Here is a 15378-nt window from a genome sequence, read left to right on the forward strand (position 1 = left end):
GGCGAAGAGATGCCAGCGATCGTGCTCATCGGCGCTCAGTGGGGTGACGAGGGCAAGGGCAAGGTTACCGACCAACTGGGTGAGCGGGTCGACTACGTCGTGCGCTACTCCGGCGGCAACAACGCCGGGCACACCGTGATCACCCCTGACGGCCAGAAGTACGCGCTGCACCTCATGCCCTCGGGCGCACTCTCCCCGAACGCCGTGATCGTCATCGGCAACGGCGTGGTGGTCGACCCGAAGGTGCTGCTGACCGAGATCGACGGACTCGCCGAGCGCGGCGTGGACGTCTCCCGGCTGCGCATCTCCGGCGACGCGCACCTGATCATGCCGCACCACCGGGCGCTGGACCGGGTGGTCGAGCGCTACCTGGGCAGTTCCCGCATCGGCACCACCGGCCGGGGCATCGGCCCCGCGTACGGCGACAAGGTCGCCCGGATGGGCATCCGGGTGCAGGACCTGCTTGACCCGGGCATCTTCCGCAAGAAGCTGGAACTCGCGCTGCGCGAGAAGAACCAGGTGCTGTTCAAGGTCTACAACCGCAAGGCGATGGACGTCGACGCCACCATCGAGGAGTACCTGGAGTACGCGGAGCGGCTGCGCCCGTACATCGCGGAGACCCGCGCGATGCTCTGGGACGCGCTGGACCGGGGCGACACCGTACTCCTCGAAGGTGCCCAGGCCACCATGCTCGACATGGACCACGGCACCTACCCCTTCGTCACCTCGTCGAACCCGACGGCCGGCGGCGCGTGCGTGGGGGCGGGCATCCCGCCGACCGCGATCACGAAGGTGATCGCGGTGAGCAAGGCGTACACCACCCGGGTCGGTTCGGGTCCGTTCCCGACCGAGCTGTTCGACGAGAACGGCGCGCACCTGCGCAAGGTCGGCCACGAGTACGGCACCACCACCGGCCGGGAGCGTCGTTGCGGCTGGTTCGACGCGGTGGTGGCCCGGTACGCCTGCCGCCTCAACGGCGTCACCGACCTGGTCGTCACGAAGCTCGACGTGCTCACCGGCCTGGCCACCGTGCCGATCTGCGTCGGCTACGAGATCAACGGCAAGCGCGTCGACGACATGCCGATGACCCAGACCGACTTCCACCACGCCACGCCGATCTACGAAGAGCACGACGGCTGGTGGGAGGACATCACCAAGGCGCGGACCGAGGACGACCTCCCCGAGAACGCCCGGCGTTACATCGCCCGCATCGAGCAGCTCTGCAACACCCGCGTCAGCGTCGTAGGCGTAGGCCCCGGCCGCGAGGAAAACGTAACCCGCCACCCCCTACTCCCCTAACCACCCCACCCCCCACCCCCCACCCCCTCCGCGTTGATCAAGAAGTTTTGGTCGCGGAAAGGGGCCCAGATGGCCCAAATCCCTTGATCAACCCCGCTGGCGGCGGAGGTTGTCCACAGGGGGCGGCGGGTTATCCACAGGGGTGGAGGAGTGGGGGGTGGGAGCGGTGGGGTGGAGGGATGGGGGAGACGGGATTCGGGGCGCGCAGCGGTGTGGTGACGGTGGATCAGGCGCTGTCGGCGGGGTTCACTCGGGGGCGGATCCGCCATCTGGTCCGGTCGGGGCGTTGGGTCAGGCTGGCCCGAGGGCGCTTCGCGCCGTCCCCCGAATCCGACCCGCTGGCGTTACGACGGGCCCGGATCCGGGCGGCGGTCGACAGTCTGGGGCCGGGGGCGGTGGCCGTACTGGGGACCGCCGCCGAAGTGCACGGGATCGCCGGGTTGCGTGCCACGTCCGAGATCCACGTCTCGGTGCCGGTGCAGTGCCCGCGCCCGCAGCGGCGTACCGATCCGGAACTCGTCGTACACCAGTTGACCCTGGGCTCGAAGGATGTCGAGGTGCTGGCCGGCGTCCGGGTCACCACCGCGGTGCGTACGGTCGCCGACGTCATCCTGCGCGCGGACCGGTACCCCGCCGTCTGCGTCCTGGACTCGGCGCTCAACCGGCGGCTGCTCACCGAGGCGGACCTGGCGTCGATCCCGGCTCTGATCGCCGGACGGCGTGGTGCGGTCGCCGCCCGGCGTCGGCTCGCCGAGGCTGATGGTCGGGCCCAGTCGCCGCTGGAGACACGTTCCCGGCTGCGGTGCGTCGACGGAGGTGTCCCGCCGGACGTGCTCCAGATCGAGGTTCGCGACGAGGACGGCTGGCTGCTGGGGGTCGGTGACCTGGGCTGGCGTCGGGCCCGCCTGATCGCCGAGGCGGACGGCCGGGGCCCACACGACGGACCGCAGGCGATCTATGCGGACCGGATGCGACAGAACCGCCTCGTCAACGCCGGCTGGCGCATCCTCCGCTTCACCTGGTCCGACACCCTCCACCCCGACTACATCCCGCAAACCGTCAAACAAGCCCTCCGCACCCCCTGACTCCCACCCCACCCTCCCCCTGTTGATCAAGAAGTTTGAGCGTCGACACGCCGAAATTGAGACGCAAACTTCTTGATCAACTGGGGCGGCGGGGGTGGTGGGTAGGATGCCGGGCGTGCGTGTTCTGTTGCTGGGTAGTGGTGGACGGGAGCACGCGCTTGCGCTGCGGCTCGCCGAGGATCCGACCGTCGAGCAGGTGATCGCGGCACCCGGGAATCCCGGGATCGCCGACGTGGCCGAGCTGCGGGAGGTCGTGGCGACGGATCCCGAATCCGTGGCGGGGCTGGCGGTCGAGGTGGCCGCCGACCTGGTCGTGATCGGGCCGGAGGCGCCGCTGGTCGCCGGAGTCGCCGACGCGCTGCGGGCCAAGGGCATCGCGGTTTTCGGCCCGTCGGCCGAGGCAGCGCAGCTCGAAGGCTCCAAGACGTTCGCCAAGGACGTGATGACGGCCGCCGGGGTGCCCACCGCCCGCGCCCACACCTGCACCGACGAGGCGGGTACGGCCGCCGCGCTGGACGAGTTCGGGCCGCCGTACGTGGTGAAGAACGACGGGCTCGCCGCCGGCAAGGGCGTGGTGGTGACCGAGGACCGCGACGCCGCGCTGCGGCATGCCGCCGAGTGCGGTCGGGTGGTCGTCGAGGAGTACCTGGCCGGGCCGGAGGTCTCGCTGTTCGTGGTGACCGACGGCGAGGCCGCCGTACCGCTGCTGCCGGCGCAGGACTTCAAGCGGGTCGGTGACGGCGACACCGGCCCGAACACCGGCGGCATGGGTGCGTACGCGCCGCTGCCCTGGGCGCCGTCCGACCTGGTCGACGACGTGATGCGGGATGTCGTCCACCCCACGCTGGCCGAGATGCGGCGTCGGGGCAAGCCGTTCGGCGGCCTGCTCTACGTCGGGCTGGCGATCACCGCCGACGGACCCCGGGTGATCGAGTTCAACGCCCGCTTCGGTGACCCGGAGACCCAGGTGGTGCTCGCCCTGCTGGAGACGCCACTGGCCGGTCTGCTGCACGCAGCCGCCACCGGCACGCTGGCCGAGCACCCGCCGCTGCGCTGGCACGACGGCGCGGCGGTCACCGTGGTGGTGGCCGCCGAGGGCTACCCGGCCCCGCCGCGTACCGGTGACGTGATCACCGGCGCGGACCGTCCGGGCGTCATCCACGCCGGCACCACCCGCCGGGCCGCCGACGGTGCCCTGCTCTCTGCGGGCGGCCGGGTCCTCTGCGGTACGGCCACCGGCCCCGACCTGGCCGCCGCGCGCGAGGCCGCCTACGAACTGGTACGCGGCATCACGTTGGCCGGGTCGCACCACCGTGGTGACATCGCGTCGTCCGCGATCGACGGCCGGATCACGCTCCCCGCCTGAGCCCACCGAACCACCGTCGGCCGACCTGGCGGTGTCGACCGGTCCCGGCGCAGTGTCGACCGGCCCCGGCGGCTTCGCCCATCCGGCGGCTTCGCCCGATTCGGCGGCGTCGACTGGCCCGGCGGGGTGTCGACCGGGCTCGGCGGCCCGCCCTGTCCGGCGGCCCGCCCTGTCCGGCGGCCCGCCCTGTCCGGCGGCGTCGGACTGGGCTCGGCGGCTTCCACCGGACCGGCGGCTCGACCGGTCGGTCGGCTGTCCGGCCGTGTGATGGTGCTGATCCGGTTCGTCGGGTGAGCCGCCGCGTCGGACCTCGGTGACCGAACGGTCTGCGGTTGTGGTCGACGGGCCGCAACGTAACGACCTCCCCGCAGCGTATTTAGTGGCGAGGGAGGTGGGATGGAAGCCGTCGAGTTCGAGACGTTCGTTCGCCGGTCCGCTCCGGCGCTGCGCCGGTACGCCCGTGCCGTTGCCGCCGACCCGGACCAGGCGGAGGATCTTCTCCAGGAGACCTACGTCCGGGTGGCCGGGGTGTGGCACCGCGTGCTCGCCGACGGCGACCCGTTCGCGTACGCCAAGACCGCGATGATCCGCCTGCACACCGGCCGGCTCCGGACGCTGGTCCGCCGGTTCCGGCGCACGTCGGCGGCGTCACCGCTGGTCACCGACGGTGGGTCCGGCAGCCGCACCGACGGTGGGTCCGGCAGCAGCACCGAGGGCGGTCTCGGCCGCGTCATCGGGCGTGCGTCCGATCGTGTCGAGGACGGCTGGTCCGGCGACGGCGTCGAGGACGGTGACCTGCTGCGTCGACTGCTGGCCGGGCTGCCGCCCGTGCGCCGGGCGGTCCTCGTGCTGTCGTACCTCGATGATCTCGATGACGCGGCGATCGCCGAGGCGGTCGGGCGACGCCCGGCGAGCGTCCGGTCGTTGCGTCGGCACGCGCTCGACGCGATCGGTCCGGCACTGTCGGCGGTCCGCGCGCGAGCCGACCGGAAGATGGCGGGATGACCGACGTCCGGGAGGCGCTGCGCGAATTCTGGGACGACGAGGGTTATCCCTCCGGCCCGGATCCGCTGCCGGTGGTGCGGGACCGCCTGCGGCGTCGTCGACGCGTCCAGGCCGTCGCCGTGGCACTGGGGTTGTGCACGGTGGTCGGCCTGGGCGTCTTCACCGTGGTGACGGCGGGTCGACCGGCAACCACGACACAGGTCGCGGCACCCGCCGGGCCCACCGTGCCCGCGTTGCGCGGCGTGCCGGCCTACCTGCGACCGGCCGACCCGGCCGAGGCGGTGCTGCGGATGGCCCGCCCACAGGCGGTGCCGCCCGGCGTCCGGGTCGCGTACGAGGGGGCCGGGCCGGTGATCCGGGTGGTCGCGGTCTTCGACGTCGAGGCGGTACTGGGACTGCCCGGGGTACCCCACGAGGTGACCGTGGCGACTGCGGCGCAGGTGTTGGCCACGGACGACATGGCGACCTCGACGGCCTACCTGTCCGCGTGGCTGCCCGACGGGCGTACCCTGTTCGTCTCCGTGACCGGGGACACGCCGCAGGTCCGTGCGGCGACGCTGGACGCGCTCGTCGAGGCGAACCTGGACTGATCTTGGCCGGTCAGACCGGGGGGACCGGCCGATCGGCCCTGACCGTGCGGTTGACACCCCGTGTCACGATCATCGTGCCGGTGGCCTGGTCGGGCCGTCGGGTGCGGGGAGGAGGACAAGGTGACCGGCTTTCTGGCCACGGCACTCAGTTTCCCCACCGTGCTGTTCAGCTTCCTGCTCGTGGTCGTCGTCGGCTACTGGCTGCTGGTGCTGACCGGGGTGCTGGATCTGGGCGACGACCTGGACGTCGACGGCGGAGCCGGTACGTTCCTCGCCGGTCTCGGGCTCGGCGGCGTACCCAGTGCGATCATCTTCTCCCTGCTCGTCGCGGTGGCCTGGTTCGTCAGCCTGGCCGGTACCGTGCTGCTCGACGGCATCGGGCTCGGCGCCGGCACCCGGATCGCGGTCTCGGTCGGCGTGCTGCTGGCCGCCACGCTCTGCGCGTACGCGGTGACCCGGCTGATCGCGGTGCCGTTGGGACGTCTCTTCCCGACCGATTCGGACGCCAGCCGCAACACCTTCGTCGGCCGTCTCTGCGTGGTGCGGACCGGCACGGTCACCGCCGACTTCGGTCAGGCCGAGGTGACGGCGGCGGACGGCTCGTCGGCGGTGGTGCAGGTCCGGCAGCCGGGCGACGAGAAGTTGACGGCCGGCACCTCCGCGTTGATCTACGACTACGACACCGAGGGTGAGTTCTTCTGGGTGATGCCCGCCGGGCCCGCCTTCGACCCCCTCAGACATGCCCCCGAGTAATCGCCCCTGGTGAGTTCGCCTCCGCGCGGATCACCCCGACCTCATCCGAGGCGGCCGGTGCGAACCCCCTTCGTCCGGTCCGCCCCCTCGCCGCCCCTGACACCCCTCGAAAGGAGGATGCGCGGCGTCCCGCCCCGGCTCCGCCGCCGGCTGCCGCCGTCCGCGCGCCCAACCATGGATGTGATCACCACCGGAATCGGTGTACTCCTCGCCGTCGTCCTGCTCGTCGCGCTCGGCGTGGTGTTCATGGTCAGTCGGCTGTTCCGCAAGGTCGAGCAGGGCAAGGCGCTGATCATCTCCAAGATCCGGCGGGTCGACGTGACCTTCACCGGCGCGGTGGTGATGCCCGTCCTGCACAAGGCCGAGATCATGGACATCTCGGTCAAGACGATCGACATCGAACGGACCGGCAACGAGGGTCTGATCTGCCGCGACAACATCCGGGCCGACATCCGGATCACCTTCTTCGTCCGGGTGAACAAGACGAACGAGGACGTCATCAAGGTGGCGCAGGCGATCGGCACCGCGCGGGCCAGTGACCGGGAGACCCTCCAGGAGCTGTTCAACGCGAAGTTCTCCGAGGCGCTGAAGACGGTCGGCAAGCAGCTCGACTTCGTCGACCTCTACACGAAGCGTGACGAGTTCCGCGACCAGATCATCCGGGTCATCGGCACCGACCTCAACGGCTACAGCCTTGAGGACGCGGCGATCGACTTCCTTGAGCAGACGCCGATGTCGCAGCTCGACCCGAAGAACATCCTCGACGCCCAGGGCATCCGGAAGATCACCGAGCTGACCACGCAGGAGCACGTCCGGACCAACGAGTTCCGGCGCAGCGAGGAGAAGGAGATCACCCGCCAGAACGTGGACGCCAAGGAGGCGATCCTCGAACTGGAGCGGCGGCAGGCCGACGCCGAGGCCAAGCAGCAGCGCGAGATCGAGACCGTGCGGGCCCGCGAGCAGGCCGAGATCACCCGGGTACGCGCCGAGGAGCGGCTGCGGGCCGAGACGGCGAACATCCGCACCGACGAGCAGTTGGGCATCCAGCACGAGAACCGGGCTCGGGAGATCGCGGTCGCGGAGAAGAACCGCGAGCGGGTCATCGCCATCGAGACCGAGCGGATCGAGAAGGACCGCATGCTGGAGGTCATCGGCCGGGACCGGGAGACCGAGCTGAGCACCATCGCCAAGGACAAGGAGGTGGAGGCCGAGAAGCGGGCCATCGCCGAGGTCGTCCGGGAGCGGATCGCGGTGGAGAAGACCGTGGCCGAGCAGGAAGAGAACATCAAGCGGCTGCGCGTGGTCGAGGAGGCCGAGCGGACCCGTCAGGCGCTGGTCATCCAGGCCGAGGCCGAGGCGCAGGAGAGCCTGGTCAAGGACATCAAGGCGGCGGAAGCCGCCGAGGCGGCGGCGAAGCACAAGGCCCGCGAGGAACTGGTGCTGGCCGAGGCCCGGCAGCAGGCCGCCGAGCTGGACACCCGCGCGAAGATCCGACTGGCCGAGGGCATCCAGGCCGAGTCGGCAGCCGCCGGCCTGGCCGAGGTGCAGGTGCAGGAGCGCAGTGCCGAGGCGATCGAGAAGGTCGGTCGGGCCGAGGCCGCAGTCGAGCGCGAGAAGGCGGTGGCCGCCGCCGAGGCGGTGCGCGAGAAGCTGAAGGGCGAGGCCGAGGGTCTCACCGAGAAGGCCGCCGCGATGGCCGCGCTGGACGACGCGACCCGCGAGCACGAGGAGTACCGGCTGCGTCTGGAGCTGGAGAAGGAGGTCCGGCTGGCCGGGCTGGACACCCAGCGTCAGGTCGCCGAGGCGCAGGCCGCGCTGGTCGCCACCGGCCTGGAGAAGGCGAACATCGACATCGTCGGTGGCGACAGCGTCTTCTTCGACCGGCTGCTCAGCTCGATCTCGTTCGGCAAGAGCGTGGACAGCTTCGTGGCCCACTCGGACGTGGCGAAGAACCTCACCCAGCCGTGGCTGGACGGCAGTGCCAGCTTCACCGACGACCTGACCCGGATGATCGGCTCGCTGAACACCGCCGACGTGCAGAACCTCACGCTCTCGGCGTTCCTGGCGCAGCAGATGCGCTCCGGCGGCGCCGACAAGGGCAAGCTCCAGGAGCTGCTGAAGGCCGCGCAGCGCCTGGGTGTGGCGGACACCCCGGTCGCCGCCCTCACCGGTTCGCGGCAGTCCGCCGGTGAGTGAGCCGACCGCCGGTCCGGCGACCACCGGGCGTACGCCCGGTGCCGCCGGACCGGCCGCGGTGGGCCGGGCCGATGGCGGCCCCGACCCGGCCGAGGTCGATCCGGACGGCGGTACCCGGCCGGGGCTGGACGACGGCAGCTACGAGGTGCTGCGCAAGCGGCTCGCCGGGCAGGCCGCCGAGCTGGCCCGGCGAGCCGAGTCGCTCAACGCCCGTCGGCTGGAGGTGTTCGGCAGCACCGAGCTGCGGCTGCTGAGCACCGAACGGATCCGTACCGAGCACAACTGCGTGCCCCGGGACATCGTCCCGGTCGGCGGGCTGATGCTGTTCGGCTACAACGTCTTCATCGGCCTCAAGCCGGAGACGACCGTCGACGACGTCTTCTCGCTGCACCGCTTCACCCGCGAACAGCGCGAGGGTGGATCGGAGGAGGTCGCCTTCCGGTTCGACGAGGCGGGGCAGGACGAGCTGCCCGGCCTGTTGCGGCACCCGCAGTTCGTCCGGGACTTCAGCGAGCTGTACCGCTACTACCGGCAGGCGCGCCTGCTGCAACTGCGCCGGGTCGACGCCCGGCTGCTGGCGGTGTTCCAGACCGGGCCGCGTACCGAGGACATCCGGGTGCTGCGCTGGCAGGTCGGCGTGGACGGCATCCCGGAGTACCTGGACAGCCGGGGGGAGCGGGACCACGTCTTCCCGCCGAGCCACGACTTCGAGTGGATCGAGACGACCCGGCAGGACCACGTGCTCGGCCGGCACCCGCACATCGACATCGACGGTGAGATCTTCGTCGAGACGGTGGGCGGCACGCTGACCGTCAAGGTGGAGAACAACACCGAGGTCGGCGAGGGCGTCTACAGCGAGCCGGTGGACGAGCCGTTGCAGAGCCTGGCCGACGCCGACGTGCAGTGGGCCCGGGTGGGGCCGCTGATCCTGCTGCGGATCCTGCCGTACAAGGAGACGCAGTGGCGGCACCTGGTCTTCAACACGCTCAGCCGGGAGGTGGTCCGCCTCGACGGCATCGGGGTGGCCTGCCAGCGGCTGCCCGAGGACCACGGCATCATCTTCCCCGGCGGCTACCACCTGGCCACCGGCGTCACCCGCACCTTCGACACCGAGGTCGCCGACCTGGAGTTCGAGCGGGTGGTGCGGTCGCCGAACGGTGAGGACGTGCTCTACGTCTTCCACGCCCGAGCCGAGGGGCGCTCGCTGCTGCTGCCGTACAACGCGATCCGCAAGGAGGTGGCCGCGCCGATCCCGTGCCACGGCTTCTCCCTCTTCGACGACGGCACGCTGGTGGTGTTCCGGGCCGTCTCCGAGGAGCCGACCCGGGTCCACCCGATGCAGATCTGGCAGACGCCGTACGTCTCCGACGCGTACGCGGCGGCGCAGCCGGCCGGCACCGGCCCGCTGGAGCGGGTCGGCAACGCCGACCTGGTACGCGGCATCTCGGACTGTCTCTCGGCGGCGCGGATGGTGCAGGGCAGCGCCACCGCCGGGGTGTACGAGGCGCTGATCGCGGCGTGTGCCCGGATCACCGACCACTACCACTGGCTCGGCGAGGACGAGCTGGGTGACCTGGCCACCCCGTTGAGTGGACTGCGGCGTACCGCCAGCTCCGTGCTGGAGGAGCACGAGAAGGTCCGTACGCTCACCGAGCAGGCCCGCGCGGAGCTGGACGAGAGCGCCGAGCAGATCGCCTCGCTGGCCCGCCGGGCCCGGGGCGAGGCACCGCTGACCGCCGACGACTGGGTCACCCAGCTCGGTGGGCTGCGTCGGGTGCGCGGACACCTGGAGTCGTTGCGCGAACTGCGGTACGTCGACCACGACCGGATCGACGAGCTGGCCGCCCGGCTGGACGAGGAACTGTCGGTGGCCGGTCGACGCGCGGTGGAGTTCCTCCGCCGCGACGAGGCGTTCACCGGCTACCAACAGGAGGTGGAGCGACTCGCCGCGCGGGCCGCCGAGATCGGTACGGTGGCCGAGGCCGGCACCGTCCGCGACGAGCTGGCCGCCCGTACCGACGGTCTCCAGACCATCACCGACGTGGTGGGTGGGCTGGACATCGCCGACGCGACCGTCCGGACCAACATCCTGGGTCGGGTCGGCGAGGTGCTGGGCGCGGTCAACCGGGCTCGGGCCGTGCTCGACAAGCGGCGCCAGGAGCTGGCCGCAGTGGAGGGCCGGGCCGGTTTCGCCGCCGAGTTCGCCCTGCTCGGGCAGGCGGTCACCGGGGCGCTGGCGGCGGCGGACACCGCCGAACGCTGCGACGAGCAACTCGGCCGCCTGCTGCTGCGGGTGGAGGAACTGGAGTCCCGGTTCGGGGAGTTCGACGACTTCCTCACCGAGTTGGCCACCCGGCGTACCGACATCTACGAGGCGTTCTCGGCACGCAAGCAGGCCCTGCTGGACGAACGTTCCCGGCGGGCCGACCGGCTGGTCGCCTCGGCCGAGCGGATCCTGGTCAGCGTGCAGCGGCGAGCCGGCACGCTCGGCTCGCTCGACGAGATCAACACCTACTTCGCGGCCGACCCGATGGTGGGCAAGCTCCGCTCGGTGGTGGAGGAGCTGCGTACCCTCGGCGACGCGGTGCGGGCCGAGGAGCTGGACGGCCGGGTCCGGGCCGCGCGCCAGGAGGCCGGGCGCGGTCTGCGCGACCGCCTCGACCTGTACGCCGACGGTGGCGAGACGATCCGGCTGGGCCGGCACCGCTTCGCGGTGAACACCCAACCGATCGACGTGGCGGTGGTGCCGGCCGAGGGCCGGATGGTGGTGGCGGTGACCGGCACCGACTACCGCGCACCGGTGCGCGACGAGGAGTTCCAGCAGACCCGGCGGTTCTGGGACCAACTGCTGGTCTCCGAGTCGGCGCAGGTGTACCGGGCCGAGTACCTGGCCACCGCGATCCTCGCCGCCGCCGAGGCGGGCCGCGACGGGCTCACCCTGGACGCGCTGCACACCGCGGCGGTGGACACCGACGGGCTGCGGGAACTGGTCCGGCGGATCGCCGAGACCCGCTACGACGAGGGGTACGAGCGCGGCGTGCACGACCACGACGCCGCCGAGATCCTGCGGGTGCTGCTGCGCCTGCACGCCGGTGCGGGACTGCTGCGCTACCCACCCGCCGACCGGGCCGCCGCACAGTTGTTCTGGCGGTTCGGCACCGACGAGCCGACCCGGTCCGTCTGGACCGCCCGGGCCGCCTCGCTGGCCCGCGCCCGGCAGCGGTTCGGCCGCCCCGAGGGCGAGGACGCCGCCGACCGGCTCGGCGCGCAGCTCGCCGAGGCGGCCGACGCATTCCTGCGCGGCGTCGGACTGCCGGTGCCGCCCGGTGGGACGGCGCTCGCCGGCGAGTACCTCTTCGAGGAGTTGTCCTCGCCGCCGGTGCGGTTCGTCACCGGTGGCGGGGCGCGCGCCCTGCTCGACCGGTTCCGGCGGGCGCTCGGCGGCCCGCAGTCGCGTTCGTCCCGCGAGTTCGACGACGACCTGCGGGCCCTCGGCGACGACCTCGCCGGTCGTCACCAACTGGTGGAGGCGTGGCTGACCGCGTTCCTGGCCACCGACGACGGCAACCTGTCCGGGTACGACCTGCCGGAGGCGGTCGCCGTCGAGCTGTGCGGTGCGGAGCCGGCCCGGCAGGACAGCACCGCGACGATGACCGAGGCGGTCGGCGGGCTGCTCGGCGCGCACCCGCGCATCGAGGGCTCCACGCTCGACGTACGGCTGGACGAGATGCTGGCCCGGACCCGGGCGTTCCGCACCGAGCTGGTCCCCGCCTACCGGGACTACCAGCGGCGACGCAACGCGCTGGTGGACGTCGAGCGGGACCGCCTGCGGCTGGAGGAGTATCGGCCGAAGGTGATGAACGCCTTCGTCCGCAACCGGCTTCTCGACGAGGTGTACCTGCCGCTGATCGGCGACAACCTGGCCCGGCAGCTCGGTGCCACCGGCGACGGCAAGCGGGTCGACCAGTCCGGCCTGCTGCTGCTGATCTCCCCGCCCGGGTACGGCAAGACGACCCTGATGGAGTACGTGGCCAGCCGACTCGGACTGGTCTTCGTCAAGGTCAACGGACCGGCTCTGGGCACCAAGGTCACCTCGCTGGACCCGGCCGAGGCGCCCGACGCCACGGCCCGGCAGGAGGTCGAGAAGATCTCCTTCGCCCTGGAACTGGGCAACAACGTGCTGCTCTACCTGGACGACATCCAGCACACCAACCCGGAGCTGTTGCAAAAGTTCATCTCGCTCTGTGACGGGCAGCGCCGGATGGAGGGCGTCTGGGAGGGCCGCACCCGCACGTACGACCTGCGGGGCAAGCGGTTCGCGGTGTGCATGGCCGGTAACCCGTACACCGAGTCGGGGAAGCGGTTCCGGATCCCGGACATGCTCGCCAACCGGGCCGACGTGTGGAACCTCGGTGACGTGCTCTCCGGTCGGGAGGAGGCGTTCGCGCTCAGCTACATCGAGAACGCGCTCACCGCCAACGCGGTGCTGGCACCGCTCTCCGGACGGGACCGGGGCGACCTGGAACTGCTGGTCCGGATGGCGCGCGGGGACGACTCGGTCCGCGCCGACCAGCTCTCCCACCCGTACCAGCCGGTGGAGTTGGAGCAGATGGTGTCGGTGCTGCGCAAGCTGCTGCGGGTGCAGCAGGTGGTGCTGGCCAACAACCAGGCGTACATCGCCTCGGCGGCCCAGTCCGACGACGCCCGCACCGAGCCGCAGTTCCAGCTCCAGGGTTCGTACCGGAACATGAACAAGCTCGCCGAGCGGGTCGTGCCGGTACTCACCGACGAGGAGTTGGAGGCGGTGATCGACGACCACTACCTGGGCGAGGCGCAGACGCTCGCGGCGGGCGCGGAGGCGAACCTGCTCAAGCTCGCCGAGCTGCGTGGTCGGCTCACCCCGGAACAGGCCGCCCGGTGGGCCGAGGTGAAGGACGCCTTCCAGCGGTCGAAGGCACTGGGCGGGGGAGGCGACGACCCGGTCGACCGCGCGGTGGGCGCACTCGGCCTGCTCGCCGACCGGGTCAGTGGAGTCGCCGCCGCGATAGGTCGTGCCAGCGAGCGCTGAGGTCGGTGAAAGGAGGGGTCCCCTGCTAACGCCTGGTGCATAGCAGGGGACCCCTCCTTACATCCAGCATTACGGACGCACGTGTCCTGCCATCCGTCCAGACGGGGTGCCGCCGGTCATCGCCTTCACGTGTCGTCACGACGGCGGCCGGAGCGGGGGCCGGACGGTCGGCGGGCGTACGCGGCGGCCACGCCGAACGCGGCCGTCATGATCGTTCCTACCGCCGCGATCCCGGCGATGGCCGTACCGTCGGTCTTGCTGCAACCGCCGAGAACCGCCAACAGCAGCACGGTCAGGAGCGCCATCGCGGTGGTGAGATAGGTGGCGTGCACAGGATGCAGGTGTTCCCGTGCCCTCTCGCCCTGGTCGGCCTCCTCGTCACGGCTCGTGGATGCCATTCGTCGTTCCTCCCCCGTGGTCACTGTGGACGGACTCATCGCTGTCGCCAATTAGACAGAGGGCGATGGGATGTGGTCAACGGGACGAGGCGAATGAGAATCCCATGAACATTTAGACCTATCGAACTTAAGGGGCTAAAGTTGCTCGATGTCGACCGGGTGGCCAACTGACGCTGCGTGGAGTTGGGCGGCCACCCGGTTCGGCCGACCCGGGGTGAGCAGGCCCCGCCGGGTCAGCGTGGCGACGACGAACGGCAGTTCCATGCCCGGAGGTTTCCTTTCGCAGCCCGATGCCCACCCTTCCAGCCTTGCCTGGTGGTGGCGTGGTTCGCCCACGTCGGGCCGGTCGGTGCTCACGCGCGGAGCACCGACCGGGTGCCGTCCGTGTCGGACGGGCGGAGGTCAGCGGATTTGCATGCCGGAGATCGCCCGGGAGATGACCAGGCGCTGGATCTCGGAGGTGCCCTCGAAGATGGTGTAGATCTTGGCGTCCCGATACCACCGCTCGACCGGGTGGTCGCGGAGGAAGCCGGCGCCGCCGAGCAACTGGACCGCCTTCTCGGTGACCGACACGGCCACCTCACCGGCCTTGAGCTTGGACATCGACCCCTCGCCGGCACTGAACAGCCGGTTGTTGCGGCCCATCCAGGAGGCCCGCCAGACCAGTAGCCGGGCGGCGTCGATCTCCGTCCGCATGTCGGCGAGCGCGAAGGCGACCGCCTGGTTGGTGATGATCGGACGGCCGAACTGGACCCGCTCCCGGGCGTAGTCCAGGGCGTACTCGTAGGCGGCCCGCGCCACGCCGAGCGCCTGGGCGCCGACGGTGGGTCGGGACAGCTCGAACGTGCGCATCGCGGCCTGGCCGGAGGCGCGCTGTCCGGACCGGGCCCGGGCCAACCGCTCCTCCAGCGCCTCCCGGCCGCCGAGCAGGCACCGGCCGGGCACCCGCACGTCGTCGAGGAAGACATCCGCCGTGTGCGACGCACGTAGGCCGAGTTTGCGCAGCTTGCGGGTGGCGGAGAGGCCGGCGGTGCCGGGCGGTACGACGAATGCGGCCTGACCGCGCGAGCCGAGTTCCGGGTCGACCGAGGCGGTCACCACGTGTACGGCGGCGATCCCACCATTGGTGGCGTACGCCTTCTGGCCGCGCAGTACCCACTCGTCGGTCGCCTCGTCGTACTCGGCCCGGGTCCGCATCGCGGAGACGTCCGAACCGGCCTCCGGCTCGGACGAGCAGAACGCGGCGACCGCCGGCGAGTCGACGTCACCGAAGCACTGCGGCACCCACTCGACGAGTTGGTCGGGCGTGCCGCTGCCGTAGATGGCGGCGACCGCGAGTGAGGTGCCGAAGAGGCTCAGCCCGATCCCGGCGTCTCCCCAGAACAGTTCCTCGCTGGCGATCGGCAGGGAGAGCCCGGTGGGGTCGGCCCAGCAGGTGGCGAGGAACTCGAAGCCGTACAGGCCGATCTTGGCCGCCTCGCCGATGATCGGCCAGGGTGTCTCCTCCCGGGCGTCCCACTCGGCGGCGGCCGGGCGCACGACCTCGCTGGCGAAGCCGTGCACCCAGTCGCGCAGATCCCGCTGTTCCTCGTTCAGGTCGAGCGAGAATTCGACCATC

Annotated in this window: 11 protein-coding genes; 8 read left to right on the forward strand and 3 right to left on the reverse strand. The window is 71.3% G+C overall.

From position 1 onward, the window contains the following. The first annotated feature begins 9 nt into the window (after positions 1–9). The 8 genes from ACQVFL_RS31080 to ACQVFL_RS31115 all read left to right on the forward strand — a co-directional run bounded on the left by ACQVFL_RS31080 (position 10) and on the right by ACQVFL_RS31115 (position 13362). Positions 10–1299: an adenylosuccinate synthase gene (locus ACQVFL_RS31080; protein ID WP_396696602.1), complete on the forward strand. Its 1290-nt coding sequence runs from the start codon at positions 10–12 to the stop codon at positions 1297–1299. Positions 1300–1478: 179 nt separating this feature from the next. Continuing rightward, positions 1479–2384: a type IV toxin-antitoxin system AbiEi family antitoxin domain-containing protein gene (locus tag ACQVFL_RS31085; protein ID WP_431728211.1), complete on the forward strand. Its 906-nt coding sequence runs from the start codon at positions 1479–1481 to the stop codon at positions 2382–2384. A gap of 115 nt (positions 2385–2499) precedes the next feature. Then, positions 2500–3750: a phosphoribosylamine--glycine ligase gene (gene purD, locus ACQVFL_RS31090; protein WP_396696606.1), complete on the forward strand. Its 1251-nt coding sequence runs from the start codon at positions 2500–2502 to the stop codon at positions 3748–3750. 396 nt (positions 3751–4146) lie between these two features. Beyond that, complete coding sequence (locus ACQVFL_RS31095; protein ID WP_431728212.1) at positions 4147–4755, forward strand: RNA polymerase sigma factor; 609 nt, start codon at positions 4147–4149, stop codon at positions 4753–4755. Then, positions 4752–5345, forward strand: coding sequence for a hypothetical protein (locus ACQVFL_RS31100; protein WP_431728213.1), 594 nt, complete (start codon positions 4752–4754; stop codon positions 5343–5345). The genes ACQVFL_RS31095 and ACQVFL_RS31100 overlap by 4 nt, the downstream gene beginning before the upstream one ends. Before the next feature lie 120 nt (positions 5346–5465). Continuing rightward, complete coding sequence (locus ACQVFL_RS31105; protein WP_396696612.1) at positions 5466–6098, forward strand: hypothetical protein; 633 nt, start codon at positions 5466–5468, stop codon at positions 6096–6098. 174 nt (positions 6099–6272) lie between these two features. Beyond that, complete coding sequence (locus ACQVFL_RS31110; protein ID WP_396696614.1) at positions 6273–8294, forward strand: flotillin family protein; 2022 nt, start codon at positions 6273–6275, stop codon at positions 8292–8294. Next, positions 8287–13362, forward strand: a complete 5076-nt coding sequence (locus ACQVFL_RS31115; RefSeq protein WP_431728214.1) for a DNA repair ATPase — start codon at positions 8287–8289, stop codon at positions 13360–13362. Before ACQVFL_RS31110 ends, ACQVFL_RS31115 begins: the two co-directional genes overlap by 8 nt. A 125-nt stretch (positions 13363–13487) precedes the next feature. Here the strand turns inward: ACQVFL_RS31115 and ACQVFL_RS31120 are convergent, their stop codons facing one another. The 3 genes from ACQVFL_RS31120 to ACQVFL_RS31130 all read right to left on the reverse strand — a co-directional run bounded on the left by ACQVFL_RS31120 (position 13488) and on the right by ACQVFL_RS31130 (position 15377). Then, complete coding sequence (locus tag ACQVFL_RS31120) at positions 13488–13760, reverse strand: hypothetical protein (RefSeq protein ID WP_431728215.1); 273 nt, start codon at positions 13758–13760, stop codon at positions 13488–13490. A gap of 135 nt (positions 13761–13895) precedes the next feature. Continuing rightward, entirely contained in the window at positions 13896–14024 is a 129-nt protein-coding gene (locus tag ACQVFL_RS31125; RefSeq protein ID WP_431728216.1) for a hypothetical protein, read from the reverse strand. 138 nt (positions 14025–14162) lie between these two features. Then, a complete protein-coding gene (locus tag ACQVFL_RS31130) occupies positions 14163–15377 on the reverse strand; it encodes an acyl-CoA dehydrogenase family protein (RefSeq protein ID WP_431728217.1) in 1215 nt (404 codons plus the stop codon). Position 15378 lies beyond the last annotated feature (1 nt).

It is taken from the genome of Verrucosispora sp. TAA-831 (assembly GCF_050780145.1).
In the GTDB taxonomy this organism is placed as follows: Bacteria; Actinomycetota; Actinomycetes; order Mycobacteriales; family Micromonosporaceae; genus Micromonospora.